Annotated in this window: 26 protein-coding genes and 1 tRNA gene; 8 read left to right on the forward strand and 19 right to left on the reverse strand. The window is 73.6% G+C overall.

The features are described from left to right. Nucleotides 1-6 precede the first annotated feature (6 nt). Both RKE38_RS04630 and RKE38_RS04635 read right to left on the reverse strand, forming a co-directional pair. Nucleotides 7-519, reverse strand: coding sequence for an MOSC domain-containing protein (locus tag RKE38_RS04630; RefSeq protein WP_316006273.1), 513 nt, complete (start codon nucleotides 517-519; stop codon nucleotides 7-9). Next, nucleotides 516-1,511, reverse strand: a complete 996-nt coding sequence (locus RKE38_RS04635) for a GNAT family N-acetyltransferase (RefSeq protein ID WP_316006274.1) — start codon at nucleotides 1,509-1,511, stop codon at nucleotides 516-518. Before RKE38_RS04635 ends, RKE38_RS04630 begins: the two co-directional genes overlap by 4 nt. A gap of 199 nt (nucleotides 1,512-1,710) precedes the next feature. On the opposite strand from RKE38_RS04635, the gene msrA reads away from it, so the two are divergent. Further along, nucleotides 1,711-2,397 carry a peptide-methionine (S)-S-oxide reductase MsrA gene (msrA, locus tag RKE38_RS04640; protein WP_316007597.1) on the forward strand — a complete coding sequence of 229 codons (687 nt, stop codon included), beginning with the start codon at nucleotides 1,711-1,713 and terminating at the stop codon, nucleotides 2,395-2,397. Between the two features lie 125 nt (nucleotides 2,398-2,522). Here msrA and RKE38_RS04645 read toward each other — a convergent pair whose 3' ends face one another. After that, nucleotides 2,523-2,987 (reverse strand): lamin tail domain-containing protein, encoded by a 465-nt coding sequence (locus RKE38_RS04645; protein ID WP_316006275.1) that lies wholly within the window; start codon nucleotides 2,985-2,987, stop codon nucleotides 2,523-2,525. A 183-nt stretch (nucleotides 2,988-3,170) separates the two neighbouring features. Here RKE38_RS04645 and RKE38_RS04650 point away from each other — a divergent pair, with 183 nt between their 5' ends. After that, on the forward strand, nucleotides 3,171-3,659 hold the full coding sequence (locus RKE38_RS04650) for a GNAT family N-acetyltransferase (protein WP_316007598.1): 489 nt from the start codon (nucleotides 3,171-3,173) through the stop codon (nucleotides 3,657-3,659). On the opposite strand, the gene RKE38_RS04655 is transcribed toward RKE38_RS04650, so the two are convergent. Then, nucleotides 3,580-4,110, reverse strand: a complete 531-nt coding sequence (locus RKE38_RS04655) for a DUF1992 domain-containing protein (RefSeq protein ID WP_316006276.1) — start codon at nucleotides 4,108-4,110, stop codon at nucleotides 3,580-3,582. The genes RKE38_RS04650 and RKE38_RS04655 overlap by 80 nt on opposite strands. Before the next feature lie 108 nt (nucleotides 4,111-4,218). On the opposite strand from RKE38_RS04655, the gene RKE38_RS04660 reads away from it, so the two are divergent. Then, on the forward strand, nucleotides 4,219-5,109 hold the full coding sequence (locus RKE38_RS04660) for an ABC transporter substrate-binding protein (protein WP_316006277.1): 891 nt from the start codon (nucleotides 4,219-4,221) through the stop codon (nucleotides 5,107-5,109). A gap of 72 nt (nucleotides 5,110-5,181) precedes the next feature. On the opposite strand, the gene RKE38_RS04665 is transcribed toward RKE38_RS04660, so the two are convergent. Continuing rightward, the gene (locus RKE38_RS04665) at nucleotides 5,182-6,564 is read right to left on the reverse strand and encodes a cystathionine beta-synthase (protein WP_316006278.1); all 1,383 of its coding nucleotides are present in this window, start codon (nucleotides 6,562-6,564) and stop codon (nucleotides 5,182-5,184) included. 294 nt (nucleotides 6,565-6,858) lie between these two features. On the opposite strand from RKE38_RS04665, the gene RKE38_RS04670 reads away from it, so the two are divergent. Together RKE38_RS04670 and RKE38_RS04675 are read left to right on the forward strand one after the other, a co-directional pair. Beyond that, complete coding sequence (locus RKE38_RS04670; RefSeq protein ID WP_316006279.1) at nucleotides 6,859-8,055, forward strand: SGNH/GDSL hydrolase family protein; 1,197 nt, start codon at nucleotides 6,859-6,861, stop codon at nucleotides 8,053-8,055. Between the two features lie 41 nt (nucleotides 8,056-8,096). Beyond that, nucleotides 8,097-9,320: an acetyl-CoA C-acetyltransferase gene (locus tag RKE38_RS04675; protein ID WP_316006280.1), complete on the forward strand. Its 1,224-nt coding sequence runs from the start codon at nucleotides 8,097-8,099 to the stop codon at nucleotides 9,318-9,320. Nucleotides 9,321-9,450: 130 nt separating this feature from the next. Here the strand turns inward: RKE38_RS04675 and RKE38_RS04680 are convergent, their stop codons facing one another. Then, nucleotides 9,451-9,735 carry a hypothetical protein gene (locus RKE38_RS04680; protein WP_316006281.1) on the reverse strand — a complete coding sequence of 95 codons (285 nt, stop codon included), beginning with the start codon at nucleotides 9,733-9,735 and terminating at the stop codon, nucleotides 9,451-9,453. A 20-nt stretch (nucleotides 9,736-9,755) separates the two neighbouring features. Beyond that, entirely contained in the window at nucleotides 9,756-10,613 is an 858-nt protein-coding gene (locus RKE38_RS04685) for a Bax inhibitor-1/YccA family protein (RefSeq protein WP_316006282.1), read from the reverse strand. Nucleotides 10,614-10,847: 234 nt separating this feature from the next. On the opposite strand from RKE38_RS04685, the gene RKE38_RS04690 reads away from it, so the two are divergent. Further along, nucleotides 10,848-11,666 carry a hypothetical protein gene (locus RKE38_RS04690; RefSeq protein ID WP_316006283.1) on the forward strand — a complete coding sequence of 273 codons (819 nt, stop codon included), beginning with the start codon at nucleotides 10,848-10,850 and terminating at the stop codon, nucleotides 11,664-11,666. A gap of 59 nt (nucleotides 11,667-11,725) precedes the next feature. Here the strand turns inward: RKE38_RS04690 and RKE38_RS04695 are convergent. From RKE38_RS04695 to RKE38_RS04705, 3 genes are all read right to left on the reverse strand, one after another. Beyond that, nucleotides 11,726-11,800 (reverse strand) — tRNA-Leu (locus tag RKE38_RS04695). A 26-nt stretch (nucleotides 11,801-11,826) separates the two neighbouring features. Beyond that, the gene (locus RKE38_RS04700; protein ID WP_316006284.1) at nucleotides 11,827-12,687 is read right to left on the reverse strand and encodes an SDR family oxidoreductase; all 861 of its coding nucleotides are present in this window, start codon (nucleotides 12,685-12,687) and stop codon (nucleotides 11,827-11,829) included. After that, nucleotides 12,671-14,164 (reverse strand): NAD(P)/FAD-dependent oxidoreductase, encoded by a 1,494-nt coding sequence (locus RKE38_RS04705; RefSeq protein ID WP_316006285.1) that lies wholly within the window; start codon nucleotides 14,162-14,164, stop codon nucleotides 12,671-12,673. Before RKE38_RS04705 ends, RKE38_RS04700 begins: the two co-directional genes overlap by 17 nt. A 53-nt stretch (nucleotides 14,165-14,217) precedes the next feature. On the opposite strand from RKE38_RS04705, the gene RKE38_RS04710 reads away from it, so the two are divergent. Continuing rightward, nucleotides 14,218-14,853 (forward strand): TetR/AcrR family transcriptional regulator, encoded by a 636-nt coding sequence (locus tag RKE38_RS04710; RefSeq protein ID WP_316006286.1) that lies wholly within the window; start codon nucleotides 14,218-14,220, stop codon nucleotides 14,851-14,853. A 19-nt stretch (nucleotides 14,854-14,872) separates the two neighbouring features. Here RKE38_RS04710 and RKE38_RS04715 read toward each other — a convergent pair whose 3' ends face one another. The 7 genes from RKE38_RS04715 to RKE38_RS04745 all read right to left on the reverse strand — a co-directional run bounded on the left by RKE38_RS04715 (nucleotide 14,873) and on the right by RKE38_RS04745 (nucleotide 22,262). After that, nucleotides 14,873-16,321 carry an MCE family protein gene (locus RKE38_RS04715; protein WP_316006287.1) on the reverse strand — a complete coding sequence of 483 codons (1,449 nt, stop codon included), beginning with the start codon at nucleotides 16,319-16,321 and terminating at the stop codon, nucleotides 14,873-14,875. A 203-nt stretch (nucleotides 16,322-16,524) separates the two neighbouring features. Then, nucleotides 16,525-17,478, reverse strand: a complete 954-nt coding sequence (locus RKE38_RS04720; protein ID WP_316006288.1) for a Ppx/GppA phosphatase family protein — start codon at nucleotides 17,476-17,478, stop codon at nucleotides 16,525-16,527. Beyond that, nucleotides 17,475-17,987 (reverse strand): DUF501 domain-containing protein, encoded by a 513-nt coding sequence (locus RKE38_RS04725; protein ID WP_316006289.1) that lies wholly within the window; start codon nucleotides 17,985-17,987, stop codon nucleotides 17,475-17,477. The genes RKE38_RS04720 and RKE38_RS04725 overlap by 4 nt, the downstream gene beginning before the upstream one ends. Then, nucleotides 17,984-18,652, reverse strand: a complete 669-nt coding sequence (locus tag RKE38_RS04730; RefSeq protein ID WP_316006290.1) for an FtsB family cell division protein — start codon at nucleotides 18,650-18,652, stop codon at nucleotides 17,984-17,986. Before RKE38_RS04730 ends, RKE38_RS04725 begins: the two co-directional genes overlap by 4 nt. Nucleotides 18,653-18,713: 61 nt before the next feature. After that, nucleotides 18,714-20,003, reverse strand: coding sequence for a phosphopyruvate hydratase (gene eno, locus RKE38_RS04735; RefSeq protein ID WP_316006291.1), 1,290 nt, complete (start codon nucleotides 20,001-20,003; stop codon nucleotides 18,714-18,716). Nucleotides 20,004-20,184: 181 nt separating this feature from the next. Beyond that, nucleotides 20,185-21,111, reverse strand: a complete 927-nt coding sequence (locus RKE38_RS04740; protein ID WP_316006292.1) for a pseudouridine-5'-phosphate glycosidase — start codon at nucleotides 21,109-21,111, stop codon at nucleotides 20,185-20,187. Beyond that, the gene (locus RKE38_RS04745) at nucleotides 21,108-22,262 is read right to left on the reverse strand and encodes a carbohydrate kinase (RefSeq protein ID WP_316006293.1); all 1,155 of its coding nucleotides are present in this window, start codon (nucleotides 22,260-22,262) and stop codon (nucleotides 21,108-21,110) included. The genes RKE38_RS04740 and RKE38_RS04745 overlap by 4 nt, the downstream gene beginning before the upstream one ends. Nucleotides 22,263-22,335: 73 nt before the next feature. On the opposite strand from RKE38_RS04745, the gene RKE38_RS04750 reads away from it, so the two are divergent. Next, nucleotides 22,336-22,857, forward strand: coding sequence for a 2'-5' RNA ligase family protein (locus RKE38_RS04750; protein WP_316006294.1), 522 nt, complete (start codon nucleotides 22,336-22,338; stop codon nucleotides 22,855-22,857). A gap of 23 nt (nucleotides 22,858-22,880) precedes the next feature. Here the strand turns inward: RKE38_RS04750 and RKE38_RS04755 are convergent, their stop codons facing one another. Next, nucleotides 22,881-23,855: a MazG family protein gene (locus RKE38_RS04755; RefSeq protein WP_316006295.1), complete on the reverse strand. Its 975-nt coding sequence runs from the start codon at nucleotides 23,853-23,855 to the stop codon at nucleotides 22,881-22,883. A gap of 9 nt (nucleotides 23,856-23,864) precedes the next feature. Further along, nucleotides 23,865-24,401, reverse strand: coding sequence for a hypothetical protein (locus RKE38_RS04760; protein ID WP_316006296.1), 537 nt, complete (start codon nucleotides 24,399-24,401; stop codon nucleotides 23,865-23,867). Between the last annotated feature and the right edge of the window lie 4 nt (nucleotides 24,402-24,405).

The raw sequence follows: 24,405 nt of genomic DNA on the forward strand, positions 1-24,405 counted from the left end.
CGGCGCTCAGCGGCCCGCACCCTCCCCGCGGGCGGTCGCCCGCTCCTCCCGGGGCGCCTCGACCACGACCAGGTCGCCGACGCGCACCGGCCCGCCCTCGAGGATGCGGAACACGGTGCCTCCGCGGGCGTGCATCGCCTTCATCGCACCGGGGGCGATCCAGTCGTCGAGCAGGCGGCACGGGGCGGCGGGTCGAACGACCTCCAGCAGCACCTCCCCCACCCGCACCCGCGTCCCCGGCTTGCCGGGCACCGGTCCGCCGGAGATCGTCAGGTTGCGCCGGGTCGCGCCGGGCTCGACGACCGACCCCAGGGCTGCACCTGCCGCCTCGAGGTCGAGGGCCGACTGGATGGTCACGTGCCGGTGCCGCGACCCGTGGTACCGGTCGCCCACCAGTCCGGCACCCGCCTCCGCGACCACCGACTCCACGGACCGCGTGGGGATCCGGCGCGCCGGTGCGACGTGGATCGAGACCACCTCACCGAGCGACGTCCCGGGCTCGACGACGACCAGGCTCACCGCAGCTCCTTCTGCCACTCGCGCATCGCCGCGTCCTCGGCATACCCGAGCTCGCGGTTGACGGCGAGCATCGGTGCGTTCTCCTCGGCGTTCCACGTGCGCACGCTCGCTGGGCCGGGCAGGTGCTCCACGAGGGCGAGCGTGTTGGCGGCCTTCATCCGCAGGCCGAGCCGGTGGCCGCGGTGCTCGCGCAGGACGAGCGTGTCCTGCTGGTAGACGACGGACGGGTCGCTGGTGACCGTGGTCTGGGTGTAGCCGGCGACCGAGCCGTCGGCGGCGAAGGCGAACGTGTCGACCGCCGTGCGACCCGCCGCCGCGATGCGGGCGTAGTCCTGGCGGACCCGCTCCTCGTCCCAGTCCTCCTCCTCGAGCTGGAGGTCGCCGAGCGGGACGTCGGTGCTCATGCGGCGACCGAGGAGGGCGCGCGCAGCGACCCACTCGTCCGGTATGCCGCCGAGCGCCGTCCGGAGGACGTAGCCGTCACCGTCGTGGTCGGCCAGGACGGTGGCGAGGCGGTCCCGGTCGAGGGGCAGCTGCAGCGAGCTGCGCAGGTTCGTCTGGGCAGGTGCGTACCCGAACCGGCGGGCGAAGCCGCCGTGGACGTCTTCTGAGCCGGCCACCCACACCGTCTCCGCGACGAGCAGGTCTCGGCCGGCGTCGCGCTGCACCTCCTCTGCCTGTCGCAGCAGGGCCCGGCCGTGACCGCGGCCACGGTGGTCGGGGTGGACGGCCAGCACGAGGACACCCAGCCGGAGGTTGTCGTGCAGCGGCATGGCGAGCGAGGCAGCCCCCACCAGCCGTCCGGCGTCGTCGTGGACGGCGAGCGCGACCGTGCGTCGTGCGGGGTCTCGCAGCAGGACGCGCCGCTCCTCAGGGGTGCGGGCGGAGTGCAGCTCCCCGAGGTCGTGCACCGCGGACGCGTACAGCACGTCGCACCACGCCTGGAAGCTCTCCTCCGGGCCGTCGGGTCGGATCTCGACGATTCCGGTCATCCGCCCACCCTGTCGCACCGGTGACGAGCACCGCAAAGGAGTTGTCGCAGCAGCGGAGCACGGGTCGTGGTTCCACCGCCGGAGGGACCGGGGTGGACGCCGAGGGACCAGGGTGGACACCGACGGACCGGGGTGGAACAGCCGCGGGCGTGGTCGCGTTGAACGGGTCGTGATCTTCGGGAGCCGCAGCAAGTCGACCATGCCCACCGCCGAGGAGGCCCTGCAGGGCCGTCCCACCCGGCCGTTCTCGATCGCACCGGAGCACCTGGTGCTGCACACCCCCGTCGAGGGTCCCTGGCCCGAGGGCACCGAGGTGCTCTACGTCGCCATGGGGTGCTTCTGGGGGGCCGAGCGCATCTTCTGGCAGCAGCCGGGTGTCGTCACGACCGCGGCCGGTTACATGGGCGGGTTCACGCCGAACCCGACCTACGAGGAGACCTGCACGGGTCGCACCGGCCACGCCGAGACCGTCCTCGTGGCCTACGACCCCGAGCAGACCTCGCCCGAGCTGCTGCTCAAGGAGTTCTGGGAGAACCACGACCCCACGACTGCGAACCGGCAGGGCAACGACATCGGCACGGCATACCGGTCGGCCATCTACTGGACCACCGAGGGCCAGCGCATCGCGGCGGAGGCCACGAGGGAGTCGTTCCAGAAGGTGCTGACCGAGCACGGGTACGGCGCCATCACGACCGAGATCCGCTCGGCCGACGACGCGGGGCCGTTCTACTACGCCGAGGACTACCACCAGCAGTACCTCTTCAAGAACCCCGGCGGCTACTGCAACCACGGGTTCAAGGGCATGACCTGCCCCGTGGGCATCGTCAAGCAGGACCAGCTGCCCTCGCAGGAGAGCGTGCTGCGCACCAACGACTCGGGCGCCTGACGCCCACGCCGTCCCCGACCGAGGGCGACTCGTGCCACAACCGGCACGAGTCGCCCTCGTCCGTGCGGACCGAGGGCGAAACGTGCCGGATCCGGCACCAGTGGGCCGCAGGACGCGGCGGTGCGTCAGCGTCGGGTGACGTAGTACGCCGAGGGAGTGGCGTCATTGAACGCCCAGCTGTCGCGGAGCACGCCCCTGGAGTCGCGCAGGTATGCCGTGTCGCCGGTGTTGTTCCAGACGTACCAGGAGCGGTTGTAGTACCGGTGCGACGCCGTGGCCGAGCCCTTGCCGGTGTGGATGGTGACGGAGGCGCCGGCCTTGAGCGTGAACGTCGGGAACCGGTACGTGTAGCCCTGCTTGTCGCGGAGGGTCCAGCCGGTCAGCGACCGGTTGGTCCGGGTCGTGTTCTTGAGGACGACGTACTCGGCGTTGAGGCTGCTGTTGCCTCCGCGGTCGGCGCCGGGCGAGTCGTACTGGATCTTGACGATCCGGATCGGCGGGGTCGTGGCCGAGGCGGCGGACGGCACGGCGAGGCCGACCCCCACGGCGACGGCGGCGGACAGGGCGAGGGAGACAGCGGTGCGGCGCATGCACCCGACCGTATTGACCCCTTGCGCCCGGTGAGGGCCGTTTCGCACCTCTGCCGACCCGGACCGACCGAACGGACGAGGCCGGACGGCACGATCATGCCCTCCGGGCCGCGACCCGGCGCACCGGACCGGAGGGCGCCGGTGCGGCGAAGGTGCCGCCCGGCGGCATACGGTGCCCACGTGATGATCCGCGAGATGACGGCGCAGGACGTACCGGCGTTCCTGCCCACCTTCCACGCGGTCGTCGACGACGGCGAGACGTACGCCTACCCGCAGGGCCTGGACGAGGACGCGGTGCGCGGGCTCTGGCTCGAGCAGCCGCCCGGCCGCACGGTGGTCGCCGTGGACGACGACGGCACCCTGCTCGGCAGCGCGAAGATGGGGCCCAACCGGCCGGGTCGCGGCTCGCACGTCGGGACGGCGAGCTTCATGGTGGCCGAGGCCGCGCGCGGTCGGGGGGTCGGGCGCGCGCTCGCCGCGGAGGTGCTGGCGTGGCACCGGCGCGAGGGCTACGCGGGCATCCAGTTCAACGCGGTCGTCGAGACGAACACCGCGGCCGTGCGGCTGTGGCAGGACCTCGGGTTCGAGGTGCTCACGACCGTCCCAGGAGCCTTCCAATCCAGGCGGCACGGCCGCGTCGGCCTGCACGTGATGTACCTGCCCCTGGGCTGACCTCGGCCGCCGCTGCCGCCCGGGCTCGTTCGGCGCGCGCCTGCTCGGCCCGCTCCTCCCGCAGGCGTCGCCACTGCCCGACCATGTCCTCGACGTCGACGGTGGGGGCGATCAGCGGCGGCATCGCACCGACAGCAGGGCGCAGCCGGTCGAGCTTGACGCGCCGGTTGAAGTCCTCGAGCACGGCCCGCACCGACTCCTCCGTGCGCAGGTCGAGCAGCGACTCGGGGAAGGTCTGCCGCTCCTTGCGCAGGGCAATCGCGGGCGGCATCGCCCCGGTCATGTCGAGCTGCTCGCGCTGCACCAGGCCCTTGACCCACCAGTCCGGGTCGTCGACGTCCGAGGCCCCGATCCCGCGCAGCGGCTTCCCGGCGCCGGGCAGGTTGTCGAACTCGCCGCGCTCCTGCGCCTCGCGGATCGCGCGCTCCACCGGCGACTCCCAGGGGTCCACCCCTCGACCCTACGTCGGGCACGCGGCCCGGCGCCGCCGTCGCCGCCCCCCGCCCGCCCGGCCGCCGCCCGCCCGGCCGCCCGGCCGCGGGCCGCGTAGGGTCGCCGCGTGCGGATCGTCTCCCTGCTGCCCTCGACCACCGAGATCCTGTTCGCGATCGGCGCGGGCGACGACGTCGTCGGCGTGACGTTCGAGTGCGACACCCCGGCGCAGGCCCGCGAGCGCCGGATCGTGTCGACGACGGCGATCCCCGAGGGCCTGTCGTCGGCCCAGATCGACGCGTTCGTCACCCGCGCGATGGCCGCCGGCGAGGACCTCTACCACCTCGACGCGGGCGCCCTGGCCGACCTCGACGCCGACCTCGTGGTGACCCAGGACCTGTGCGCAGTCTGCGCCGTCGACGTCTCCAAGGTGGACGACGCCCTCGCGCACCTCGGCTGCACCGCCGAGGTCCTCACCATCGACCCGCACAGCCTCGAGGAGGTGCTCGGCTCCGTCCTCACCCTCGGCGCCGCAACCGGTCACGAAGACGAGGCCGCCTCCCTCGTGGCCGGGCTGCGCGAGCGCCTGTATGCCGTGGAGCGGCGCGTGCGCGACCGTCCCCGCCCGCGGGCGCTGGTGCTGGAGTGGACCGACCCGCCGTTCGCCCCGGGCCACTGGGTGCCGGAGATGGTCGAGGCCGCCGGCGCGGTGAGCGCGCTCGGGTCGGCCCGGGAGAAGTCGGTCCGCGTGACGTGGGACGACGTGCGCGCGAGCGCGCCCGAGGTCATCGTCTGCGCACCGTGCGGCTACGACCTGGAGGGGTCCGCTGCCCTCGCCCGCGCGGCGCTCGACGCCGGCGAGCTGCCGGACGGCATACCGGTGTGGGCGGTGGACGCGAACGCGTCGTTCGCCCGCCCCGGGCCCCGGCTCGTCGACGGCGTCGAGGCGCTGGCCTCGGTCCTGCACCCGGACGCGGCGCAGCCGCCGCGCCCGGACATGGCGCGACGGCTGCGGTAGCGCCGGCACCGTGGGATTGGGTGCCCGGACGGTCGGAAACCCGACCGTCCGGGCACCCAGTCCCAGCGAGCGTCAGTCGACCAGTGCGATGAGCAGGTCGGCGCGGGTCAGGACCCCGACCGGCTTGCCGTCCTCGACGACCATGATCGCGTCGTGCTTCTCGAGCTCGGCCCGCGCGGCCGAGACGGGCTCGCCCGCGCCGACGAGCGGCAGCGACTGCTCCATGTGCTTCTCGACCGGGTCGGTGAGGTGGGCGGTGCCGTTGAAGAGGGCCTCGAGCAGCGCGCGCTCGCTCACCGAGCCGGCGACCTCGCCGGCCATGACCGGCGGCTCGGCCTTGACGACCGGCATCTGCGACACCGAGTACTCGTGCAGGATCTCGATGGCGTCGCGCACGGTCTCGGTCGGGTGCGTGTGCACCAGCGCGGGCAGGTCGCCCGCCTTCTTGTGCAGGACCTCGCCGACCGTCGTCTCGGTCTGGGAGTGCATGAAGCCGTAGGAGCTCATCCACTCGTCGTTGAAGATCTTGCTCATGTACCCGCGACCGCTGTCCGGCAGCAGCACGACGACGACGGCGTCGGCCGGCAGGTCCTTCGCCGCGCGCAGGGCGGCGACGACCGCCATGCCGCAGGAGCCGCCGACGAGCAGGCCCTCCTCCTTGGCCAGGCGCCGGGTCATGGCGAAGGAGTCGGCGTCGCTGACCGCGATGACCTCGTCGACCACGGCGGGGTCGTAGGCGCTCGGCCAGAAGTCCTCGCCGACGCCCTCGACGAGGTAGGGGCGGCCGGAGCCGCCGGAGTAGACCGAGCCCTCGGGGTCGGCGCCGATGATGCGGACCCGGCCGCCCTCGCGGTCGGCCGAGACGTCGCGCAGGTAGCGACCGGTGCCGGTGATGGTGCCGCCGGTGCCGACCCCCGCGACGAAGTGCGTGACCTTCCCGTCGGTGTCGGCCCAGATCTCCGGGCCGGTCGACTCGTAGTGCGAGGCCGGGCCGTTCTGGTTCGCGTACTGGTTCGGCTTCCAGGCGCCCTCGATCTCGCGGACCAGCCGGTCGGAGACGGAGTAGTAGGAGTCGGGGTGGTCGGGGGCGACCGCGGTCGGGCAGACGACGACCTCGGCGCCGTACGCCTTGAGCACGTCGCGCTTGTCCTGGCTCACCTTGTCGGGGCAGACGAACACGCACTTGTACCCGCGCCGCTGGGCGACCAGGGCCAGGCCCACGCCGGTGTTGCCGGAGGTCGGCTCGACGATGGTGCCACCGGGCTTGAGCTCCCCGGACTCCTCCGCGGCCTCGACCATCTTCAGGGCGATGCGGTCCTTCACCGAGCCGCCCGGGTTCATGTACTCCACCTTGGCGAGGACGGTGCAAGCCACACCCGCGTCCTCGGTGACCGTGTTGAGCTTGACGAGGGGCGTGTTCCCGACCAGGTCGGCGATGTGCTCTGCGTACTTCACCCGGCCATCCTCTCAGATGCTGGACACCGGGCCGGCCGGGCCGGGGCCGGCCCGCGGGGAGCCGCGGCCGACCCACTGCGGGCCCCGGATGCCCGCGAGCGCCCTCCTCCAACGGGGCTACCGCGGGTGTCGGATGCGGGGTCGGGCTGCGGGGCGCACCATCTCATCAGGGCGACCACACCGGGCCACCTCGACACCGCGACGCAGCACCGCACCCGGAAGGGGGTGGAAACCCCGATGACGACCTCGACCGTTAGCGTCAGTGGGACAGTCGACGAGAGGGGTGGTGTGCCCATGGGCAGGGCTCGACGCGCACGCAGGATCGCCGCGACGGCCGCCTACGGGGGCGGTGGGCTGGCTGCGGGGATCGGTGCGCTGGGGGCGCTCGGGTACGGCGTGCTCAAGGTCGAGGCGATGATGGCGCGCCGCGTCGTCGGCCAGCCGTTCGACGGCGCGCCCGACGACAACGGCGTCTACGGCGCCGGCACCGGCGACCCCGTCGACCTCGTGGTGCTCGGCGACAGCTCCGCGGCGGGCATGGGCTGCGATTCCCCGCACCAGACCGTCGGCGCGATCATCGGCAACGGCGTCAGCGCGCTGACCGGCCGGCCGGTACGCCTCACCAACACCGCCGTGGTCGGGGCGGAGTCCTCCGACCTCGAGCTGCAGCTCGCCAACGCCCTCGACCTGGTCCCCCGGCCCGACGTCGCGGTCATCATGGTCGGCGCCAACGACGTCACCCACCGGATCGACCGGGCCGTGGCCGTCCGCCACCTCGAGCAGGTGGTGCGGGCCCTGCGCGAACTCGGCACCGAGGTCGTCGTCGGCACCTGCCCGGACCTCGGCACCATCCAGCCGATCCCGCAGCCGCTGCGCCTGCTCGGCCGGCGGTTCTCCCGCGACCTCGCGGCGGCCCAGACCGTGGCGGTCGTCGAGGCCGGCGGTCGCACCGTGTCCCTCGGCGACCTGCTCGGCCCCGAGTTCGCCGAGCGCCCGCACGAGATGTTCAGCGAGGACCGCTTCCACCCCTCCCCGGCGGGGTACGCGCGGGCCGCGGCCGCGCTGCTGCCCAGCGTGTGCGCCGCCCTGGGCGTGTGGCCGGAAGGTACGGGCGCGGCACGCACCCCGGACTCCCGCCGCGGTGAGGGCGTCGGACCTGTCGCCGTGGCGGCGAAGTATGCCGTCATGGACCCCGGCACGGAGGTGAGCGCGACCGATGTCGGCGGCCAGAGCCGGGGACCCCGGGGCCGCTGGGCCATGCTGCTGCGCCGCCCGCGCGGTGGCGCGGCCGCGGCTGCCCCCGCTGCGGCAGCCGAGGGGAAGGCGGCGGGCTCCGAGGCGACCGGGACGGCGGGCCGCCCGGCCGACGCGACGCCGGTGGGGGCCACGGACGCCCGGACCCGGGCTCGGGACACATCCCCGACCGGCTCGGGCGAGAGCAAGCCCACATCCCCCGGACCGGCCGCACGGCATACCATCGACACGGACTAAGCGGCCGCTTATCGCGCGGCCCTCGACGAGGAGGAACCCCCGTGACCGAAGCCGTCATCGTCTCCACCGCCCGCACGCCCATCGGGCGCGCGTTCAAGGGCTCGCTCAAGGAGATGCGGCCCGACGACCTGTCCGTGCAGGTGATCCGGGCCGCGCTGGACAAGGTGCCGGGCCTGGACCCCGCCCTCGTCGAGGACCTCTACTGGGGCTGCGCCGAGCCGTCCGGCCGCCACGGCTCCAACATGGCACGCGTCATCGCCGTGCTCGCCGGCCACGACCACCTGCCCGGAGCGACGGTGAACCGGTTCTGCGCCTCGTCGGTGCAGACGACCCGCATGGCGTACCACGCGATCAAGGCCGGCGAGGGTGACGTCTTCATCAGCGGCGGCGTCGAGTGCGTGTCGCAGTACACGAACTGGGCCGGCGCAGGCGGCTCCGCCGGGGACGACCAGAACCCGCTCTTCGCCGACGCGCAGGCGCGCTCGGAGCAGATCGCGAAGACCAACGAGACCTGGACCGACCCGCGCGAGCAGGGGCTGCTGCCCGACGTCTACCTCTCGATGGGCCAGACGGCGGAGAACGTGGCCACCCTGCGCGGCATCTCCCGCCAGCGGATGGACGAGTGGGGCGTCACGAGCCAGAACCGCGCCGAGAAGGCCATCGCCGACGGCTTCTTCGAGCGCGAGATCGCGCCGGTGACCCTGCCCGACGGCACGGTCGTGAGCAGGGACGACGGCCCGCGCGCCGGCGTCACCCTCGAGTCCGTCTCGCAGCTGCAGCCGGTGTTCCGCGAGCAGGGCACCATCACGGCCGGCAACTGCTGCCCGCTCAACGACGGCGCCGCCGCCGTCGTCGTCATGAGCGACACCAAGGCCAAGGAGCTCGGCCTGACTCCCCTGGCCCGCGTCGTCGCGACCGGCGTCTCCGGCCTGTCGCCCGAGATCATGGGGCTCGGCCCGGTCGAGGCGTCGCGTCAGGCGCTGGCCCGCGCCGGCATGACCATCGGCGACATGGACCTGTACGAGATCAACGAGGCGTTCGCGGCCCAGGTGCTGCCCAGCGCCGACGACCTCGGCATGGACCTCGACAAGCTCAACGTGCACGGCGGCGCCATCGCGCTCGGCCACCCGTTCGGCTCGACCGGCGCCCGCATCACCACGACCCTGCTCAACGGGCTCGAGGCGCGTGACGGCCAGTTCGGCCTCGAGACGATGTGCGTCGGCGGTGGCCAGGGCATGGCGATCATCTACGAGCGCCTGAGCTGACCCGCAGGGCCGTCGCGTGGACGCGATGGCCCCCACGCGTTCGAGAGGGTGTCGAACGGCTGCTCCCGGGAGTCCGGGGAGCCGTTCGGCACCCTCTCGAACGTGGTGGCAGGTATGCCGTGTGCGCGCCTCAGCCCAGGGCGCGGCGCAGGTCGGCGAGGCGGCTGCCCAGCCCCTCGGCCCGCCCCGCCGCGCAGGCGTCGAACACCAGGACGGTGAGCTGGTCCAGCAGGACCGCCGGGCCCAGGTCCGGCACGGTCCCGCCCGGCCGGTCGGCGGCGGCAAGGTCGTCGACCAGGGCCCGCACGGCGGGGACGCGAGTGAGCGCGCGGTCCAGCGGCAGCTCACGCCACCGCCGGGCCACGCGCTCGAGCTCGGTCGACACCTCCTGCGGCACCGGCGAGGTCGGCGGCACGGAGGAACTCCTCGTCAGGGTCAGTTGCTGCGCATGCGGCCGAGCAGCCGCAGGATCTCGAGGTAGAGCCAGACGAGCGTCACGACGAGGCCGTGGGCCAGGAGCCACGAGTACTGCCGGGGGGCGCCGGCGGCGATGGCCCGGTCGATCGAGTCGAAGTCGACGGCCAGCATGAGCGAGGCGAGCCCGATCGCGAAGATCGAGATGCCGAAGCCGAGCATGCCGGTGCCACCGAGTCCGAACGACTGGCGCGCCACGAGGGCGTAGACGAGGTTGACCAGCGCGAAGATGGCGTAGCCCATGACCGCCATGACGACCATGCGACGGAACTTCTCGGTGACCTTGATCAGGCCGGTCTTGTAGGCGATGAGCATGCCGGCGAAGACGGCGAGCGTGCCCATGACGGCCTGCGGCACGATGCCCTGGAAGGCCGTCTCCTGGCCGGGCTGGTAGAACGCCGCGCTGTACGACTCGCTGATCGCGCCGACGAAGAGCCCCTCGAAGACGGCGTACGCCACGATGAGCGGCACGCTGACCGTCTTCTTGAAGGCGATGGCCAGGCCGAGCACGAGCGTGGCGACCACGCCGACGCCCCAGATCGCGATGCCCCAGGTCGGCGAGAGCGCCCACCCGACGGCCCCGGACACCAGCACGATGGCCAGCAGCGTGGCCGTCTTCATGATGACGTCGTCGATCGTGACGCGGCCGGTCTGGACCGGGCCGGCGGACGGGCCGTTGTAGAGGTCCTCGAGCTGCCGCTGCGACATCGCGTCGTTCGCACCCCAGCCGGTCGTGGGCTGCTGCGGGGCACGGCCGAACCCGGCGTAGCCCCGGCGGGACTCCTTGTCGATCCGGTCGATCACCGGGTTGCTGGCCATCGTTCGTCTCCTCGGGAGGCTGGTGCGGCCCTGCGGTCGGCCGCCTGCTGTCCAGACTACGTGCGACACCCGGCCCGCAGTTCCCGACGCACCAGGTCGCCCCCGGTGGCGTCGGGTCAGGAACCGGACACGTCCACCTTTGTGCGTATTTTCCCTGATGCGCCCGGCGGACCCCGTGGCCGTGCCCCCGGCACATACTCGTGCGCATCCGGGCAACCACAGGGGAGGACTGCCATGGTCGGACCGGTCTCCAGCGACCCGACGGTGCGGTGGCGCACCACGGCGCTCGTCCTGGGCGGTGTGCTGGCCCTGCTCGGGCCGTACGTCGTCCTCACCAGGGCCACGCCCTCCGACGCGAGGGACTCGACCGCCCAGGCGGTCCTGACGACCCCGCCCGGCGTGGCGAGGATGACCGTCTCCCGGGCCCCGACCTCCACCCCGCGCCCGGCGAGGCCGACCACCAGCGCGACCAGCGGGGGCGGCGACGTCACGGGCGCGGACGTCTCACCGGGCTCGCCGCTCGGTGAGGCGATGGCGTCCTGCCGCCTGGCGTCGCTGCGGGTGGCGGCCTCGATGGGGGCGGCCGACGTCTCGCTCTCGCAGTTCGACAAGCACATCGATGCGATGAACCTGCTCGTCGCCGGCAAGATCAGCCTCGCGGTGGCCACCCAGTTCTGGGACCAGACGCGGGTCGGCGCGACCCAGAACGCCGCCGACTACCGGCGCACGCAGGACTCGACGAGGGACAGCCGGTCCCAGTGCCAGGGCCTGGACCCGGACGTGGCCGCCACCCTTCCCTACGGGCCGGTGGACCAGCTCAACCGGTGCGTCTCCTACGTGGGCCGGGCCTCGACCGCCCTCACCCGTGCCGACGCCGCGGTCACCACGTGGCAGCACCACATCCACGACATGGAGATGCTGCGCATGGGCGACATCACGCCCGCCCAGGCGACCGCGATGTGGCGGAAGAACTGGCACACCGGCCAGCGCCAGCTCGCGGCGTTCGAGGCGGCGCAGAAGCAGGCCCGCGCAGTGCACTGCCCGCTCGACTGACCGACCCGGGCCGGCCTGCCTGACCGGGAACCCGCCGCGTGGGTCACGAGGGCCGTGTGTGCCCCCGACGGGAGTCGAACCCGCACCCGGGGCGATTTTAAGTCGCCTGCCTCTGCCAGTTGGGCCACGGGGGCGCGCCCAGTATGCCGGGGGCCGCGGCTCAGGCGGACGCGGCCGCCCTGCGTGCCGCGCGCTCGTTGAGCCGGCGGTGACCGGTGGCCTGCACCTGGATCATCCCGCGGGCCACGGGGGGCAGGTAGCGCAGCGTGCGCCACGTCAGGTGGGCGAGGAACCCCACCGGGATGACGGCCTTGTTCGCCGCGAGGCCGTCGACCGCCTTACGCGCCACGAGCTCCGGGGTGAGGAACGACGGCTGCATCAGTCGCACGCGAGCCCGGACGCTGTCGCCCCCGAAGCTGGGCGGGGCGGCATACACCTTGTCGAGCAGCGGGGTGTCGACGAAGCCCGGGCACAGGACGCTCACCCGCACCCCCTGGCTGGCCGCCTCGGCGCGCAGCGCCGTCGAGAGGCCGACCACGGCGTGCTTGGTCGTCGTGTACGGCAGCATCGCCGGCGCCGGGATGAGCCCGGCGAGCGAGGCCGTGTTGAGGATGTGCCCGTGTCCCTGGCGGCGCAGGTGCGGGTATGCCGCGGTGACGCCGTGGATGACGCCACGCAGGTTCACGTCGAGGGCCTTGGCCCAGTGCCGCTCGTCGAGCTCCTCGAGCAGGCCGCCGATCGCGACGCCGGCGTTGTTGACCATGACGTCGAGCCGGCCCCGCTCCGCCACGACGCCGTCGACGAGAGCCGTGACGGCGTCGGCGTCGGCCACGTCGAGGGTCGCCGCGGTCGCGGTGGCTCCCAGCCGCGTGGCCGCCGCCTGTGCCTTGGCGGGGTCGATGTCGGCGACGACCACCGAGCTGCCGCGGGCCACGAGCTCGGCCGCGATCGCCAGGCCGATGCCCGAGCCGCCGCCGGTGACGATCGAGACCTGCGGGGTGAAGTCACTGCGCGAGAACACGATCGGCCTCCGAGGCGGTCGGGGTGGACAGGGGCTGGAAGTCCTCGTCGCGGCGGCGGCGGGTGCGCCACCAGTACGAGACGGTCGAGCCGGGCCAGAGCGTCGCGTTCCTGCCGTGCTCGTCCAGGTACCAGCTGTGGCACCCGGTCGTCCACACCGTGTGCTGCGACCGACGGTCCATCTCGCGGCGGAAGGCCTCCTGCGCGGCGGGCGTGGTGACGGCGGGACCCTGCACCCGGGCGCGGGCCAGCGAGTCGAGGACGTAGCGGGTGGCGAGCTCGATCATGAGGACCACCGAGTTGTGGCCGAGGCCGGTGTTCGGCCCGAGCAGGACGTACAGCTCGGGGAAGCCGGCCACCGTCACACCGAGGTTGGTGCGCATGCCGTCGGCCCACGCGTCCGTGAGCGTGCGGCCGCCGAGGCCCCGGATGTCGATCCGCTCGTAGCTGCCGCGGACGTCGAACCCCGTGCCCAGGACGACGGCGTCGACCTCGTGGCGCGAGCCGTCCGCGGCGACGACCGCGCCGTCCTCGACGGCGGCGATGGCCGACGTCACGAGGGACACGTCCGGCCGGTTGAAGGTGGGCCAGTAGTCGCTGGACAGCAGGATGCGCTTGCAGCCGATGCGGTAGCGCGGGGTGAGCTGGTCGCGGACCTGCGGGTCGTCGACGGCCTTGTGCAGCTCGCGCAGGGCCAGGCGCTCGACGAGCCGGGCGATGGCCGGGAAGCGCACGAACAAGGGCGCCCGTGCCTCTAGCTCCCAGTAGGTGCGCCACCGGACCGCGCGCTGGAGGGCCGGGAAGCGCCGGAAGAGCCGCTGGCGCCGCGGGCTCCACGGACGGTCCTTCTTCGGTATGGTCCACGCCGGCGTGCGCTGGAAGACCGTGGTGTGCGCGGCCCGCGGGGCCAGCTCGGGCAGCAGCTGCACCGAGCTCGCGCCGGTGCCCACGAGCGCGACACGCTTGCCGTCGAGGCCGTCCTGCTCGGGCCAGTCGGCCGTGTGCAGCACCGGCCCGGGGAACGTGTCGAGCCCCGGCACGTCGGGCACCCGGGGCTCGTGCAGCGCGCCCACGCCGAGGACCAGCGCGCCCGCCGTCCAATGCCGCCCGTCGGCCGCGGTGAGGTGCCAGCGGCGGGCCTGCTCGTCCCACTCGGCCGCGCGCAGGTCGGCGCCGAAGACGGTGCGCTCGCGCACGGCATACCGGTCGGCGACGTCGCGCAGGTAGGCCCAGATCTCGCCGGCCGTGGCGTAGTCGCGGGACCAGGACGGGTTCTGCTCGAAGGAGAAGGAGTAGAGCCGTGAGGGCACGTCGCACGCGCATCCCGGGTAGCGGTTGTCGCGCCAGGTGCCGCCGACCTCGGCGGCCTTCTCCAGCACGACGTAGTCGCGCTCGCCGCGCTGGGCCAGCCGGATCGCCATGCCGAGGCCGGAGAACCCGGTGCCCACGATCGCCACGGAGTGGTGGGGGACGGACATGCTGCACAACTTACCATGAGTAAGTTGTGGGCGGGAGGCCCTAGGATCGCCGGGTGAGCACCGCCCCGCAGGACCGCCCGACCCGCCGCCGGATGCCGCGTGCCGAGCGCGAGGCGCAGATCCTCGTGGTCGCCGAGCAGGTCTTCGCCGAGCGCGGGTACTCGGCCACGACCATGGAGGACGTCGCCGAGCGCGTCGGGGTCACCAAACCGCTCATCTACGAGTACTTCGGGTCCAAGGAGGGGCTGCTCTCGGCCTGCATCGTCAAGGCGCGCACGCAGCTGCGCGAGGTCACCGAGGCCGCCTGGGAGGCCACCGGGCCGGGGGCCGAGCTCGTGGACGTGTTCCGCGCGGGGGTCCTCGCCTTCTTCGAGTTCATCGACGAGCACGCCAACGCCTTCGTCCTCATCCAGCAGGAGGGGGCGATGGCCTCGCAGGCGAGCCCCCTCATCGAGAGCATCCGCGAGCAGCAGTCCGAGGCCATCGCCCGCACCCTCGCGTCCGCGTCCGGGCTCGGCCAGGTGCCCTTCGAGCTCCTCCAGGGGTATGCCGAGGTGGTCGTCGGCGCGTGCGAGCGGGTCGCCGTGTGGCGCGCCCGGCGTCCGGGCACGACCGCGGGCGAGGCGACCGAGCTCGTGGTCTCGGCCCTATGGGGCGGCCTGGCGTCCCTGCAGCCCGACGCGGTCTGACGGCAGCGGGCGCCCGGGGTCAACGCTGGTCGACGGTGCTGCCGCGGAGCATCGGGCCGGCGAGCAGGGTCGTGATCGCCGACGGCGAGGTGGCCTGGGGTTCCAGGAGCGCGGTCACGAGCTGCTGCTCCTGCGTCGTCCCCGCGAGCCCCGCGTCCGGGTCGGGGATCGCCGCGCCCGCCGCGCCCGCGAACATCTGCGGCAGCGCCGAGTAGGACGGGTCGGAGCTGTAGCCGCCGACGTTGTGCGTGCCGTCGTCGAACTTCTTGCCCGGGACGGGGTACTCCTGGCTCGTCGGGTGGCCGAACCGGTCGTGCGGGTTCGGCAGCAGGTTGCAGGCGGCGGGACGGTGCTCGCCCCAGCGGGGCTCCTCGCCGGGTGCGTAACCGGGCCGCTGCGAGGAGCTCAGCTCGACCGTGATGTGGAACCGGCGGTCGCGGAACGCGTCGTCGATGCGCGGCTGCCAGTCGACCAGGGCCTGGGTGAAGCAGGGGTACTGCGGCGAGTACTTGGCGAACAGCTCCATGGTCGGGCGGCCGACCTGCCCGACCCGGATGATGCGGTCACCGTTGGCATCCAGGAAGTCTGCCGTCGTGTTCGCGAACCCCGCCGTCCCCGCCAGGAACCCCGCCAGCTGGTCCTTCTTCGTCACGATCGTCGTGTTCGTCGTGATCAGGTTCGTCGCCGCCCGCACCAGGTCCGGCGCCGCCACGGCATACGTGCTCGCCAGGTCAGCCAGCCCGCTGATGTCCGCCTTGATCACAGGCATCTTCGGGTTCAGCTGCTTGAAGTAGTCGTCCACCAGCACCAGGTTCTGACCCAGCCGCGTGCCGCGGCCCTCCAACGCCGACGCCAACGCGTTCAACGTCGTCGCCAGCTTCTCCGGCCGCACCGTCCGCAACAACGGCAACAGGTCGTCGAACACCTTCTCCAGCTCGATCGCCACACTCGTGCGGTCCTGCCGGATGGTGTCGCCCGACTCGAGGTGGCGCCCGGACGGGTGCGCCGGGGGCACGAGGTCGACGAAGCGCTCCCCGAACAGCGTCTTGGGCAGCAGGCGCGCGGACACGTCGGCGGGGATGAGGTCGACCTGCGCGGGGTCGAGCGCGAGGCGGAGCAGGGCACCGTGGCCGGTGGTGGAGATCCCGCGGACCTCGCCCACGATGAGGCCGCGGATCTTGACGTCGGCGGAGGTCTGGAGCTGCGAGCCGATGCGGTCGGTCAGCAGGGTGACGTCGACCGTGCGGGTGAAGACCTTGGCGTACGACGCGACGCACAGGGCCATCAGCAGGCCCACCACGAGCAGGAAGGCTGCGCCGTAGGCCCGGTCGCTCAGGCGGGCGATCCAGCCGCGCGCCGGGCCGATGGGCGAGGTCGGCGTGGTCGGGAGCACGGCGGCATCGAGGGCCCCCGGGTCGGCTGCCCGGTCGTCCTGCGGCGGTCGCACCCGTCCCTCGACCGTCCTCACCACCCCTCGCTGCGTGATGTGCGTCACCGGGCCAACGAGGCGGCGACCCGCGAGGTTACGGCCAGTCAGTTCCGGCCCGCGCTTGCTCCCGAAGTCCCGGACTTCGGCGGTCAGGCCCGGCTGGAGCCCCGAAGTCCCGGACTTCGGCGGTCAGACCCGGCTGGAGCCCCGAAGTCCCGGACTTCGGGGTCAGGTCCCAGGCGTCAGGCGGTGCGGCCGGCGACGGACAGCGCGATGCCGTCGAGGATGTCGTGCTCGGAGGTCACGACACGCTCGACGCCGCGGGCGGCCAGGCGGGAGACGACCTCGCGCCAGATCAGCGCCCCGCCGCCGATGACGTCGACGCGACCGGGGTGCATGAAGCCGAGCTCGGCGCGCTGGGCCCGGGTGCGGTGCAGCAGGTCCTCGCACGAGGCGATGACCTCGTCGGGGGTGAGCGTCGACAGGTGGATCCGGGCAGGGTCGTACTCGGGCAGGCGCAGGGCGTTCGCCGTGATCGTGGTGACGCTGCCGGCGAGGCCGACGAGCGAGGCGACGCCGTCGAGGTCGACGACCTCCTCGGCCAGGTCGAGGGCCGCGCGGACGTCGCGCACCGCCGCCTCGACCTCCTCGGCCGTCGGCGGGTCCGAGACCAGGTGCCGCTCGGTCATCCGGACGCAGCCGATGTCGACGGAGCGAGCGGACTCCACCCGGTCGGTGCCCCGGACGAGCTCGGTCGAGCCACCGCCGAGGTCGACCACGAGGTACGGCCCCGGGATGCCGTGGGCCCGCAGGTCCCCGGTCGCGCCGCGGAAGGACAGGGCGGCCTCCTCGTCGCCGGAGACGACCTCGGGGGCGACGCCGTAGTCGCCGAAGGCGTCGCGGACCCCGGCCACGAACTCCCCCGCGTTCGAGGCGTCCCGGGACGCGGAGGTGGCCACGAACCGCACCCGCTCGGCGCCCAGCTCACGGCACTGCCCGGCATACGTGCCCGCCATGGCCAGCGTGCGGGCCATGGCCTGCGGGTCGATCGAGCCGGTGCGGTCGACGCCGTAGCCCAGGCGCACGACCTCCATCCGGCGCAGCACGTCGGTGAGCTCGCCGGTGGCCGGGTCGACGTCGGCCACGAGAAGGCGGATGGAGTTGGTGCCGCAGTCGACGGCGCCGACGCGCGTCACGCGCCCGCCGCCGGGGCGTCGGGCACGCAGGACCCGTCGGCCCACCACTCGCCGAGCATGGCCAGCGCCTCGTCGCCCAGCGGGTTGACCCCGGGGCCGACGGCGAGGGAGTGCGCCACGAGGACGTGCAGGCACTTGACGCGCGTGGGCATCCCGCCGGCGGAGATGCCCTCGATCTCGGCGACCGTGCCCAGGGCCGCGCGGCGGGCGAGGTAGTCCTCGTGGGCGGCGGCGTACGCGGCGGCGAGGTCCTCGTCGGTGCCGAGCCGCTCGGTCATCTCGCGCATCACGCCCTGGCTCTCCAGGGTGGAGATGGCGCCGGTCAGCTTGGGGCAGGTGGCGTAGAAGGTCGTCGGGAACGGCGTGCCGTCGGGCAGCCTCGGCTCGGTCATGAGCACGTCCGGGCGGCCACAGGGGCAGCGGTGGGCGACGGCGGCGACGCCGCGCGGCACGCGACCGAGCTGGGCGTCGACGGCCTCGAGGTCCGCCGCGGTGGGCTGCTCGCTCACTTGCCGGGCGCCGTCGTCTCGCGCGGCCCGGCGTCGGCGGCACGGACCGACTCCCACAGCTGGCCGTACCACGGGTGGTCGCTCGCGCCGGCCGGCGCCTTCGCGACGCCGGGCTCGGCCTGGGCGACCGGCTTGCCGTCGATCACGGTGTACGACTTCTCCCCGACCTTGACGAACTTGAGCCGCTCCCGCGCCTGTTGCATGACGTACGCGTTGTCGTTCCAGCGCGCCTGCTCCTTCTGGAGCCCGATGACGTCGTCGCGCTGGCTCGCCACCTGGCCGCGCAGGGCCTCGATCTCACCCTGCTGGCGCAGGTAGGAGCGCAGCGTGGGCACGAGGGTCACGGCGAGCAGCACGAGGATCGAGGCGAGCACGACCACGCGCATGACGCCGCGAGCCGCCTTGCGCTCCTGCGACACCTGGACGGACGTCGCCTTGCGCAGGGCGCCCGAGGCCGTGGCGCGCGGGCGCCCGGGACCGGCGCCCGGCCGGGCGGAGGTGCCCCGCGCCGCGGCCCCGCGGGCGGACGACGGGCGCGCCGACGCCCCACGCGGGGAGGCCCCGCGGGGGGCGGCGGGACGGCCCGAGGCGGTGCCGCCCGGCGTCGCCGCGGTGCGGCGTGCCGGTCGCCCGCGGCCGGCGCTGCCGTGCCCGGTGCCCGCCATGTCGAGCCCTCCCTCGTCCCCTCGGTGGCGTGTCGTCGGATGCGTGCTGCGGACGCCGGCGTCAGCGGCCGGCGGTGAAGCGCGGGAAGGCGCCGGCGCCGGCGTACACGGCGGCGTCGTCGAGCTCCTCCTCGATCCGCAGCAGCTGGTTGTACTTGGCCACGCGCTCGGACCGGGCCGGGGCGCCGGTCTTGATCTGGCCGCAGTTGGTGGCGACCGCGAGGTCGGCGATGGTGACGTCCTCGGTCTCGCCGGAACGGTGGCTCATCATGCAGCGGTAGCCGTTGCGGTGCGCCAGGTCGACGGCGTCGAGGGTCTCGGTGAGCGAGCCGATCTGGTTGACCTTGACCAGCAGCGCGTTGGCGGTGCCGCTGGCGATGCCGCGGCCCAGGCGCTCGGGGTTGGTGACGAACAGGTCGTCGCCGACGAGCTGGACCTTGCTGCCGAGGCGCTCGGTCATGGCCTTCCAGCCGTCCCAGTCCTCCTCGTCGAGCGGGTCCTCGATGGACACCAGCGGGTAGGACTCGACGAGCTCGGCGTAGTAGTCGATGAGCTCGCCGCTGCTCTTGGCGACGCCCTCGAACTGGTAGGTGCCGTCCTCGTTGTGGAACTCGCTGGCCGCGACGTCGAGCGCGAGCGCGATCTGGGTGCCGGGCTGGTAGCCGGCCTTCTCGATGGCCTCGAGGATGAGGTCGAGGGCGGCGCGGTTGGACTGGAGGTTGGGGGCGAAGCCGCCCTCGTCGCCGAGGCCGGTCGCCAGGCCGCGCTCCTTGAGCACGGACTTGAGCGCGTGGTAGACCTCCGCGCCCCAGCGCAGGGCCTCGCGGAAGGACTCGGCGCCGATCGGCGCGATCATGAACTCCTGGACGTCGACGTTGGAGTCGGCGTGGCTGCCGCCGTTGAGGATGTTCATCATCGGGACGGGCAGGACGTGGGCGTTCGGGCCGCCGACGTAGCGGAAGAGCGGGAGGCCGGCCGACTCGGCGGCGGCCTTGGCGATCGCGAGCGAGACGCCGAGGATGGCGTTGGCGCCCAGCTTGCCCTTGTTGTCGGTGCCGTCGAGGTCGAGCATCACTTGGTCGACGAGCCGCTGCTCGCTCGCCTCGTAGCCGACGAGCTTGGGGTTGATCTCGTCGAGCACGGCATCGACGGCCGCCTCGACACCCTTGCCGAGGTAGCGGCCCTTGTCGCCGTCGCGGCGCTCGACCGCCTCGAAGGCACCCGTGGAGGCACCGGACGGGACCGCCGCGCGGGCGATGGTGCCGTCGTCGAGGGCCACCTCGACCTCGACCGTGGGGTTGCCGCGCGAGTCGAGGATCTCGCGGGCGCCGACTGCGTCAATGCTGGCCACAGACTTCTCCATCGTGGTGCTCCGAAGGGGTACGTCCCGAGGCTACCGGGCGAGCGGGTCGCCATCGACGACCGACCCGCTCGCCGGACCGGACCAATGGGGCGTATGCCGCGCGGCACACGCGGCGGCCGGGCTGGTCGAAGGCCCCGGGGAGGGCGGACCCCCTCGCGGGCCCGCGGGCTCAGGACGTCAGGCGCTCGTAGGCGACGGCGATGGCGGCGCCGAGGTGGGCGTTGTGGCGCACCAGGGCGATGTTCGTGTCGAGCGACTGCCCGCCGGACAGCTCGACGATGCGGCCGAGCAGGAAGGGCGTGATGTCCTTGCCCGTGATCCCCCGCTGGTCGCACTCGGCGAGGGCCCGGTCGATGAGCCGGCCGATCTCGTCGGCCGGGATCTCGTCGGCCTCCGGCACCGGGTTGGCGACCGAGATCGCGCCCTCGACCCCGAGGTCCCACTTGGCCGCCATCATCGCGGCGACCTCCTCGGGCGAGTCGACCCGCAGGGGCGCCGGGTGGCCGCTGGACCGCGAGTAGAAGGACGGGAACTCGTCGCTGCCGTGCACGACGACCGGCACGCCCAGGGTCTCGAGGGTCTCGAGCGTCAGGCCGATGTCGAGGATCGACTTCACGCCCGCGGACACCACGGCGACGTCCGTCCGGCCGAGCTCGGTGAGGTCGGCGGAGACGTCGAAGCTGTGCTCGGCGCCGCGGTGCACCCCGCCGAGGCCGCCGGTCACGAAGACCCGGATGCCGGCGAGCGCGGCCAGGCGCATCGTGCTGGCGACCGTCGTGGCGCCGTGCACCCTGCGGGCCATGACGTACGGCAGGTCGCGCAGGCTCACCTTGGCGACGTCGGGCGAGCTGGCCAGGGTCTCCAGCTCGTCCGGCGACAGGCCGATCCGGGGGACGCCGTCGAGGACGGCGATGGTGGCAGGCGTGGCCCCGCCGGCCCGGATGATGCCCTCCACCTCGAGGGCCATCTCGACGTTGCGCGGGTAGGGCATCCCGTGGCTGATGATCGTCGACTCCAGGGCGACGACCGGCCGGCCCGCGGCCAGCGAGTCGGCGACCTCGTCGCGCAGCGCGAGGGACGGGTGGGGAGTGGTCATCGCTTCTTCTCCTGGCTGGGTCGGGGTGCGTGCCGGCGCAGCTCGGCGTCGACGAGGCTGGCGGTCAGGTCGGGGCGGACGGTCTCGGTGCTGGCGACGGTCAGGCCGGCGGCGGCCTGGCCGAAGCGCGCCGCCTCGACCGGGCTGTCGCCACGCAGCCACGCGTGGACGAACGCCGCGGTCATGGAGTCCCCGGCGCCGGTGACGTCGGCCACCTCCACAGTGGGCGCGGCCAGCGTCGTCACCGTCACGCGCCCGTCGTCGTCCCGGCTGCTGAGGATGCTGCCCCGGACGCCGCGGCGGACCCAGACGTGCGTCACTCCGCGCCCGTGGAGGACACGCGCGGCACGGGTGATGGCGGCCCTGGTGTCGGCCACCGGCTCGTCGACGATCGCCGACAGCTCGTCCGAGTTCGGGGTGATCGCGAGCACCGGCCGCTCCGGCGAGAGCGTGGCGGCGAGGTGCCGGGCCTTGGGGACGCTCACCGGGTCGAGGACCACCGGCACCCCGACCGCGTGGGCGAAGTCGAGCAGCCAGGCGGTGGGCGCGGCGGGGATGTTGCCGTCGACGACGAGCAGGTCGGCGTGGGCGAGCAGGTCGCGGGCCGCCCCGAGCTGGCGGACGGTCAGGGCGTCGGTGACGGTCATGTTGGAGATGGCGACGAGCAGCTCGCCCGTGGCGTCGAGGACGGCGAGGTAGGTGCCCGTCGGGCCGTCGACGGCGATCATGTGGTCGACCACCACGCCGGCGTCGCGGGTGAGCGCCACGACCTGGTCGCCGAACGGGTCGCGGCCGACGGGGGCGACGAGATGCGTCGGGGTGCCGAGCCTGGCGAGGTTCTCGGCGATGTTGCGCCCCACCCCACCGGGTGTCGTGAACGCCTCCCCCGGGTTGGAGGTGCGCAACTCCACGGCCGCACGGGAGTGCGCCTTGATGTCCATGTTGGCGCCGCCGACGACGACGACCGAGTGGGCGGCCGCCCGCACGACGTAGCCGCGGCCCAGGATCACGCCCTTGCGGGTGAGGTTGGACAGGTGCACCGACACGGCAGCCTTGGTCGACCCGACGCGCTCGGCGAGGGCGGCGGCGTCGAGCAGGGGGTCGGCGCGCAGCAGGTCCACGATCTCGCGCTCGCGCTGCGTCAGGCTCATGCTTGGAACTCTAAGGCATCTTCAACAAACCAAGTAGACCCCGCCGGTCCGGCGGGTCGCGCACAATGGCTCCGTGGCCCTCGCGGTGTGCCTGCTCTTCGACACCCGGACCGACCGTGCGCTGCGCGGGCTGTGGGCCCGCCTCGAGGAGCACGGCATACCGACGCTGCTCACCCACACGCACCGTCGGCACGTGCCGCACGTGTCGTATGCCGTGTACCGCACCTTCGACGTCGACCGCGTGCTGGCGGCGGTCGCGGACCTCGCCCCCATCGAGCCGGTCACCCTGCACTTCGACGCGGTCGCGCTGTTCCGGCGGCGTCGCGCAGCCCTCGTCGCCGCCGCCACCCCGCAGCTCCTCGCGCGCCAGGCCGCGGTCGTGGCCGCCGGCGAGGCGACGGGCGCGGACCTGCACGTGCACTACCGCCCGGGTCAGTGGATCCCCCACGCGAGCCTGGCCACCAGCGTGCGGCGCGACGACGTCGCGACCGCCGCCACGACGGCGTTCGAGATCCTGCCGCTGCGGGCGGTCGCCGAGCGGGTCGCCCTCGTCGACAGCAGCACCGGCCGGCGGTGGGACCTGCCGGCGCCGTGACACCGGGGTGGGCCCGGCCCGGGTCAGGCCTGCTGGTCGAGGGCGCGCAGCGCCCGGCGCAGCTCGGCCTCGGCGTCCGTGCCCTCGGCGCGGGCGCGGGCGACCAGGGCCAGCAGCTGGGACGCCACGTCGTCGCCGGCGGGCGGCAGCGCGTCGCCCCGCCGCTCGAGCCGGGCGACGACCTTGTCCGCCGCGAGCAGCGCGGGCAGCGACGCCGGTATGCCGTGGAGCAGCCCGGCGTGCCCGGCCTCTCCACCGGCGTGCTCGGCCTTCGCCGCGCGCTCCTGGGCCTTGATGAGCTCCCAGTTGCGCTCGACCTCCTCGGGCGTGGCGGCCGCGTCGTCGGCGAACACGTGCGGGTGGCGGCGCACGAGCTTGGCGACGAGGCCGCCGGCGACGTCGTCGATGTCGAACGGCTGCTCCGGGTGCTCCTCGGCGACCCGCGACTGGAAGGCCACCTGCAGGAGGACGTCGCCGAGCTCCTCGCGCATGTGGTCGCGGTCGCCGGACTCGATCGCCTCGGCCGCCTCGTGCGACTCCTCGACGAGGTACTTCACCAGCGACTCGTGGGTCTGCTCGGCGTCCCACGGGCAGCCGCCGGGCGAGCGCAGGCGGTCCATGACGGCCACGACGTCGAGCAGCCGGGCACCCTGGACGTCCCAGGAGCCGACGACGACCTCGACCTCGGGCGGCTCGGGCAGGCGCGACACCTCGGCGGCGACCGCGTCCGTCAGCCCCGGGTCCGCGTCGGCCGAGGACACCCACACGACCTGCCCGGCGCCCGCCCTGGCCACGAGCTCACGGGCCAGCGCAGGAGGAGGCGCGTCACCGACATACGCCACCGGCACGCCGGACTCCACGAGGGCGGCGGCGAGCGGCTCGTCGGCTGCGCGGGCCAGCACGGAGTCGGCCGCCTCGACGGCCTGCCAGGCGGACCGGCTCAGCAGCCCCGGGGCGACCCGGGGGCTGGCGACGAGCAGGCTGAGGCGGCCGGCCACGACGGCGCGTCAGCCCTGGGGCGTGGCGGTCGCCGTCGGCGCCTGCTGCTTGATCCAGTTGGGCGAGGTCGCGTCGAACGCGATCCGCTTCGGGTCGAACGTGCCGTAGCGGGGGTTGATCGTCACCTTGGCCTTGTGCAGGGCCGCGATCGCCTCGTTCTGCTGCTGCTGGTCCAGGGCCGAGGGGTTGTTCGGGTTGAGCAGGTCGCTCGTGCGGATCAGCTCCAGGGCCGCCTCGCTGAGGCGACCGGAGGAGTCGTCCATGCTCGCGCGCACCTGGCTGTCGGAGACGCCCTTGCCCGCGCGGTCGGCGACCGGCGTGACGAAGGGGGCGTAGACCAGCAACGTGAGCGCGGTCGCCGTGTCGATCTGCGCGTTGGGCACGACCTCCTTGATGGAGGTCACCGCCTGCTGCACCTCGGTCTCGGAGATGCGCTCGCCGTTGACGACGGCGGCGGTGTCGGCGGTGGCGCAGCCGGACACGGCCAGCACGCCGGCAGCCACGACGGCCACGGCGGACGCGCGCAGGACGCGAGTTGCGTTCACGAAG

Origin of the sequence: Phycicoccus sp. M110.8, from assembly GCF_032464895.1 — a bacterium.
Classification (GTDB): Bacteria; Actinomycetota; Actinomycetes; order Actinomycetales; family Dermatophilaceae; genus Pedococcus.

What these genes read in the sequence shown, in the direction of transcription:
- RKE38_RS04745 (WP_316006293.1), bottom strand. Translation starts at nt 22,262, where the DNA reads ATGAGCCTGACGCAGCGCGAGCGCGAGATCGTGGACCTGCTGCGCGCC.
- RKE38_RS04730 (WP_316006290.1), bottom strand. Translation starts at nt 18,652, where the DNA reads ATGGCGGGCACCGGGCACGGCAGCGCCGGCCGCGGGCGACCGGCACGC.
- RKE38_RS04645 (WP_316006275.1), bottom strand. Translation starts at nt 2,987, where the DNA reads ATGCGCCGCACCGCTGTCTCCCTCGCCCTGTCCGCCGCCGTCGCCGTG.
- RKE38_RS04670 (WP_316006279.1), top strand. Translation starts at nt 6,859, where the DNA reads ATGGGCAGGGCTCGACGCGCACGCAGGATCGCCGCGACGGCCGCCTAC.
- RKE38_RS04650 (WP_316007598.1), top strand. Translation starts at nt 3,171, where the DNA reads ATGATCCGCGAGATGACGGCGCAGGACGTACCGGCGTTCCTGCCCACC.
- msrA (WP_316007597.1), top strand. Translation starts at nt 1,711, where the DNA reads ATGCCCACCGCCGAGGAGGCCCTGCAGGGCCGTCCCACCCGGCCGTTC.
- RKE38_RS04740 (WP_316006292.1), bottom strand. Translation starts at nt 21,111, where the DNA reads ATGACCACTCCCCACCCGTCCCTCGCGCTGCGCGACGAGGTCGCCGAC.
- RKE38_RS04705 (WP_316006285.1), bottom strand. Translation starts at nt 14,164, where the DNA reads ATGTCCGTCCCCCACCACTCCGTGGCGATCGTGGGCACCGGGTTCTCC.
- RKE38_RS04635 (WP_316006274.1), bottom strand. Translation starts at nt 1,511, where the DNA reads ATGACCGGAATCGTCGAGATCCGACCCGACGGCCCGGAGGAGAGCTTC.
- RKE38_RS04690 (WP_316006283.1), top strand. Translation starts at nt 10,848, where the DNA reads ATGGTCGGACCGGTCTCCAGCGACCCGACGGTGCGGTGGCGCACCACG.
- RKE38_RS04685 (WP_316006282.1), bottom strand. Translation starts at nt 10,613, where the DNA reads ATGGCCAGCAACCCGGTGATCGACCGGATCGACAAGGAGTCCCGCCGG.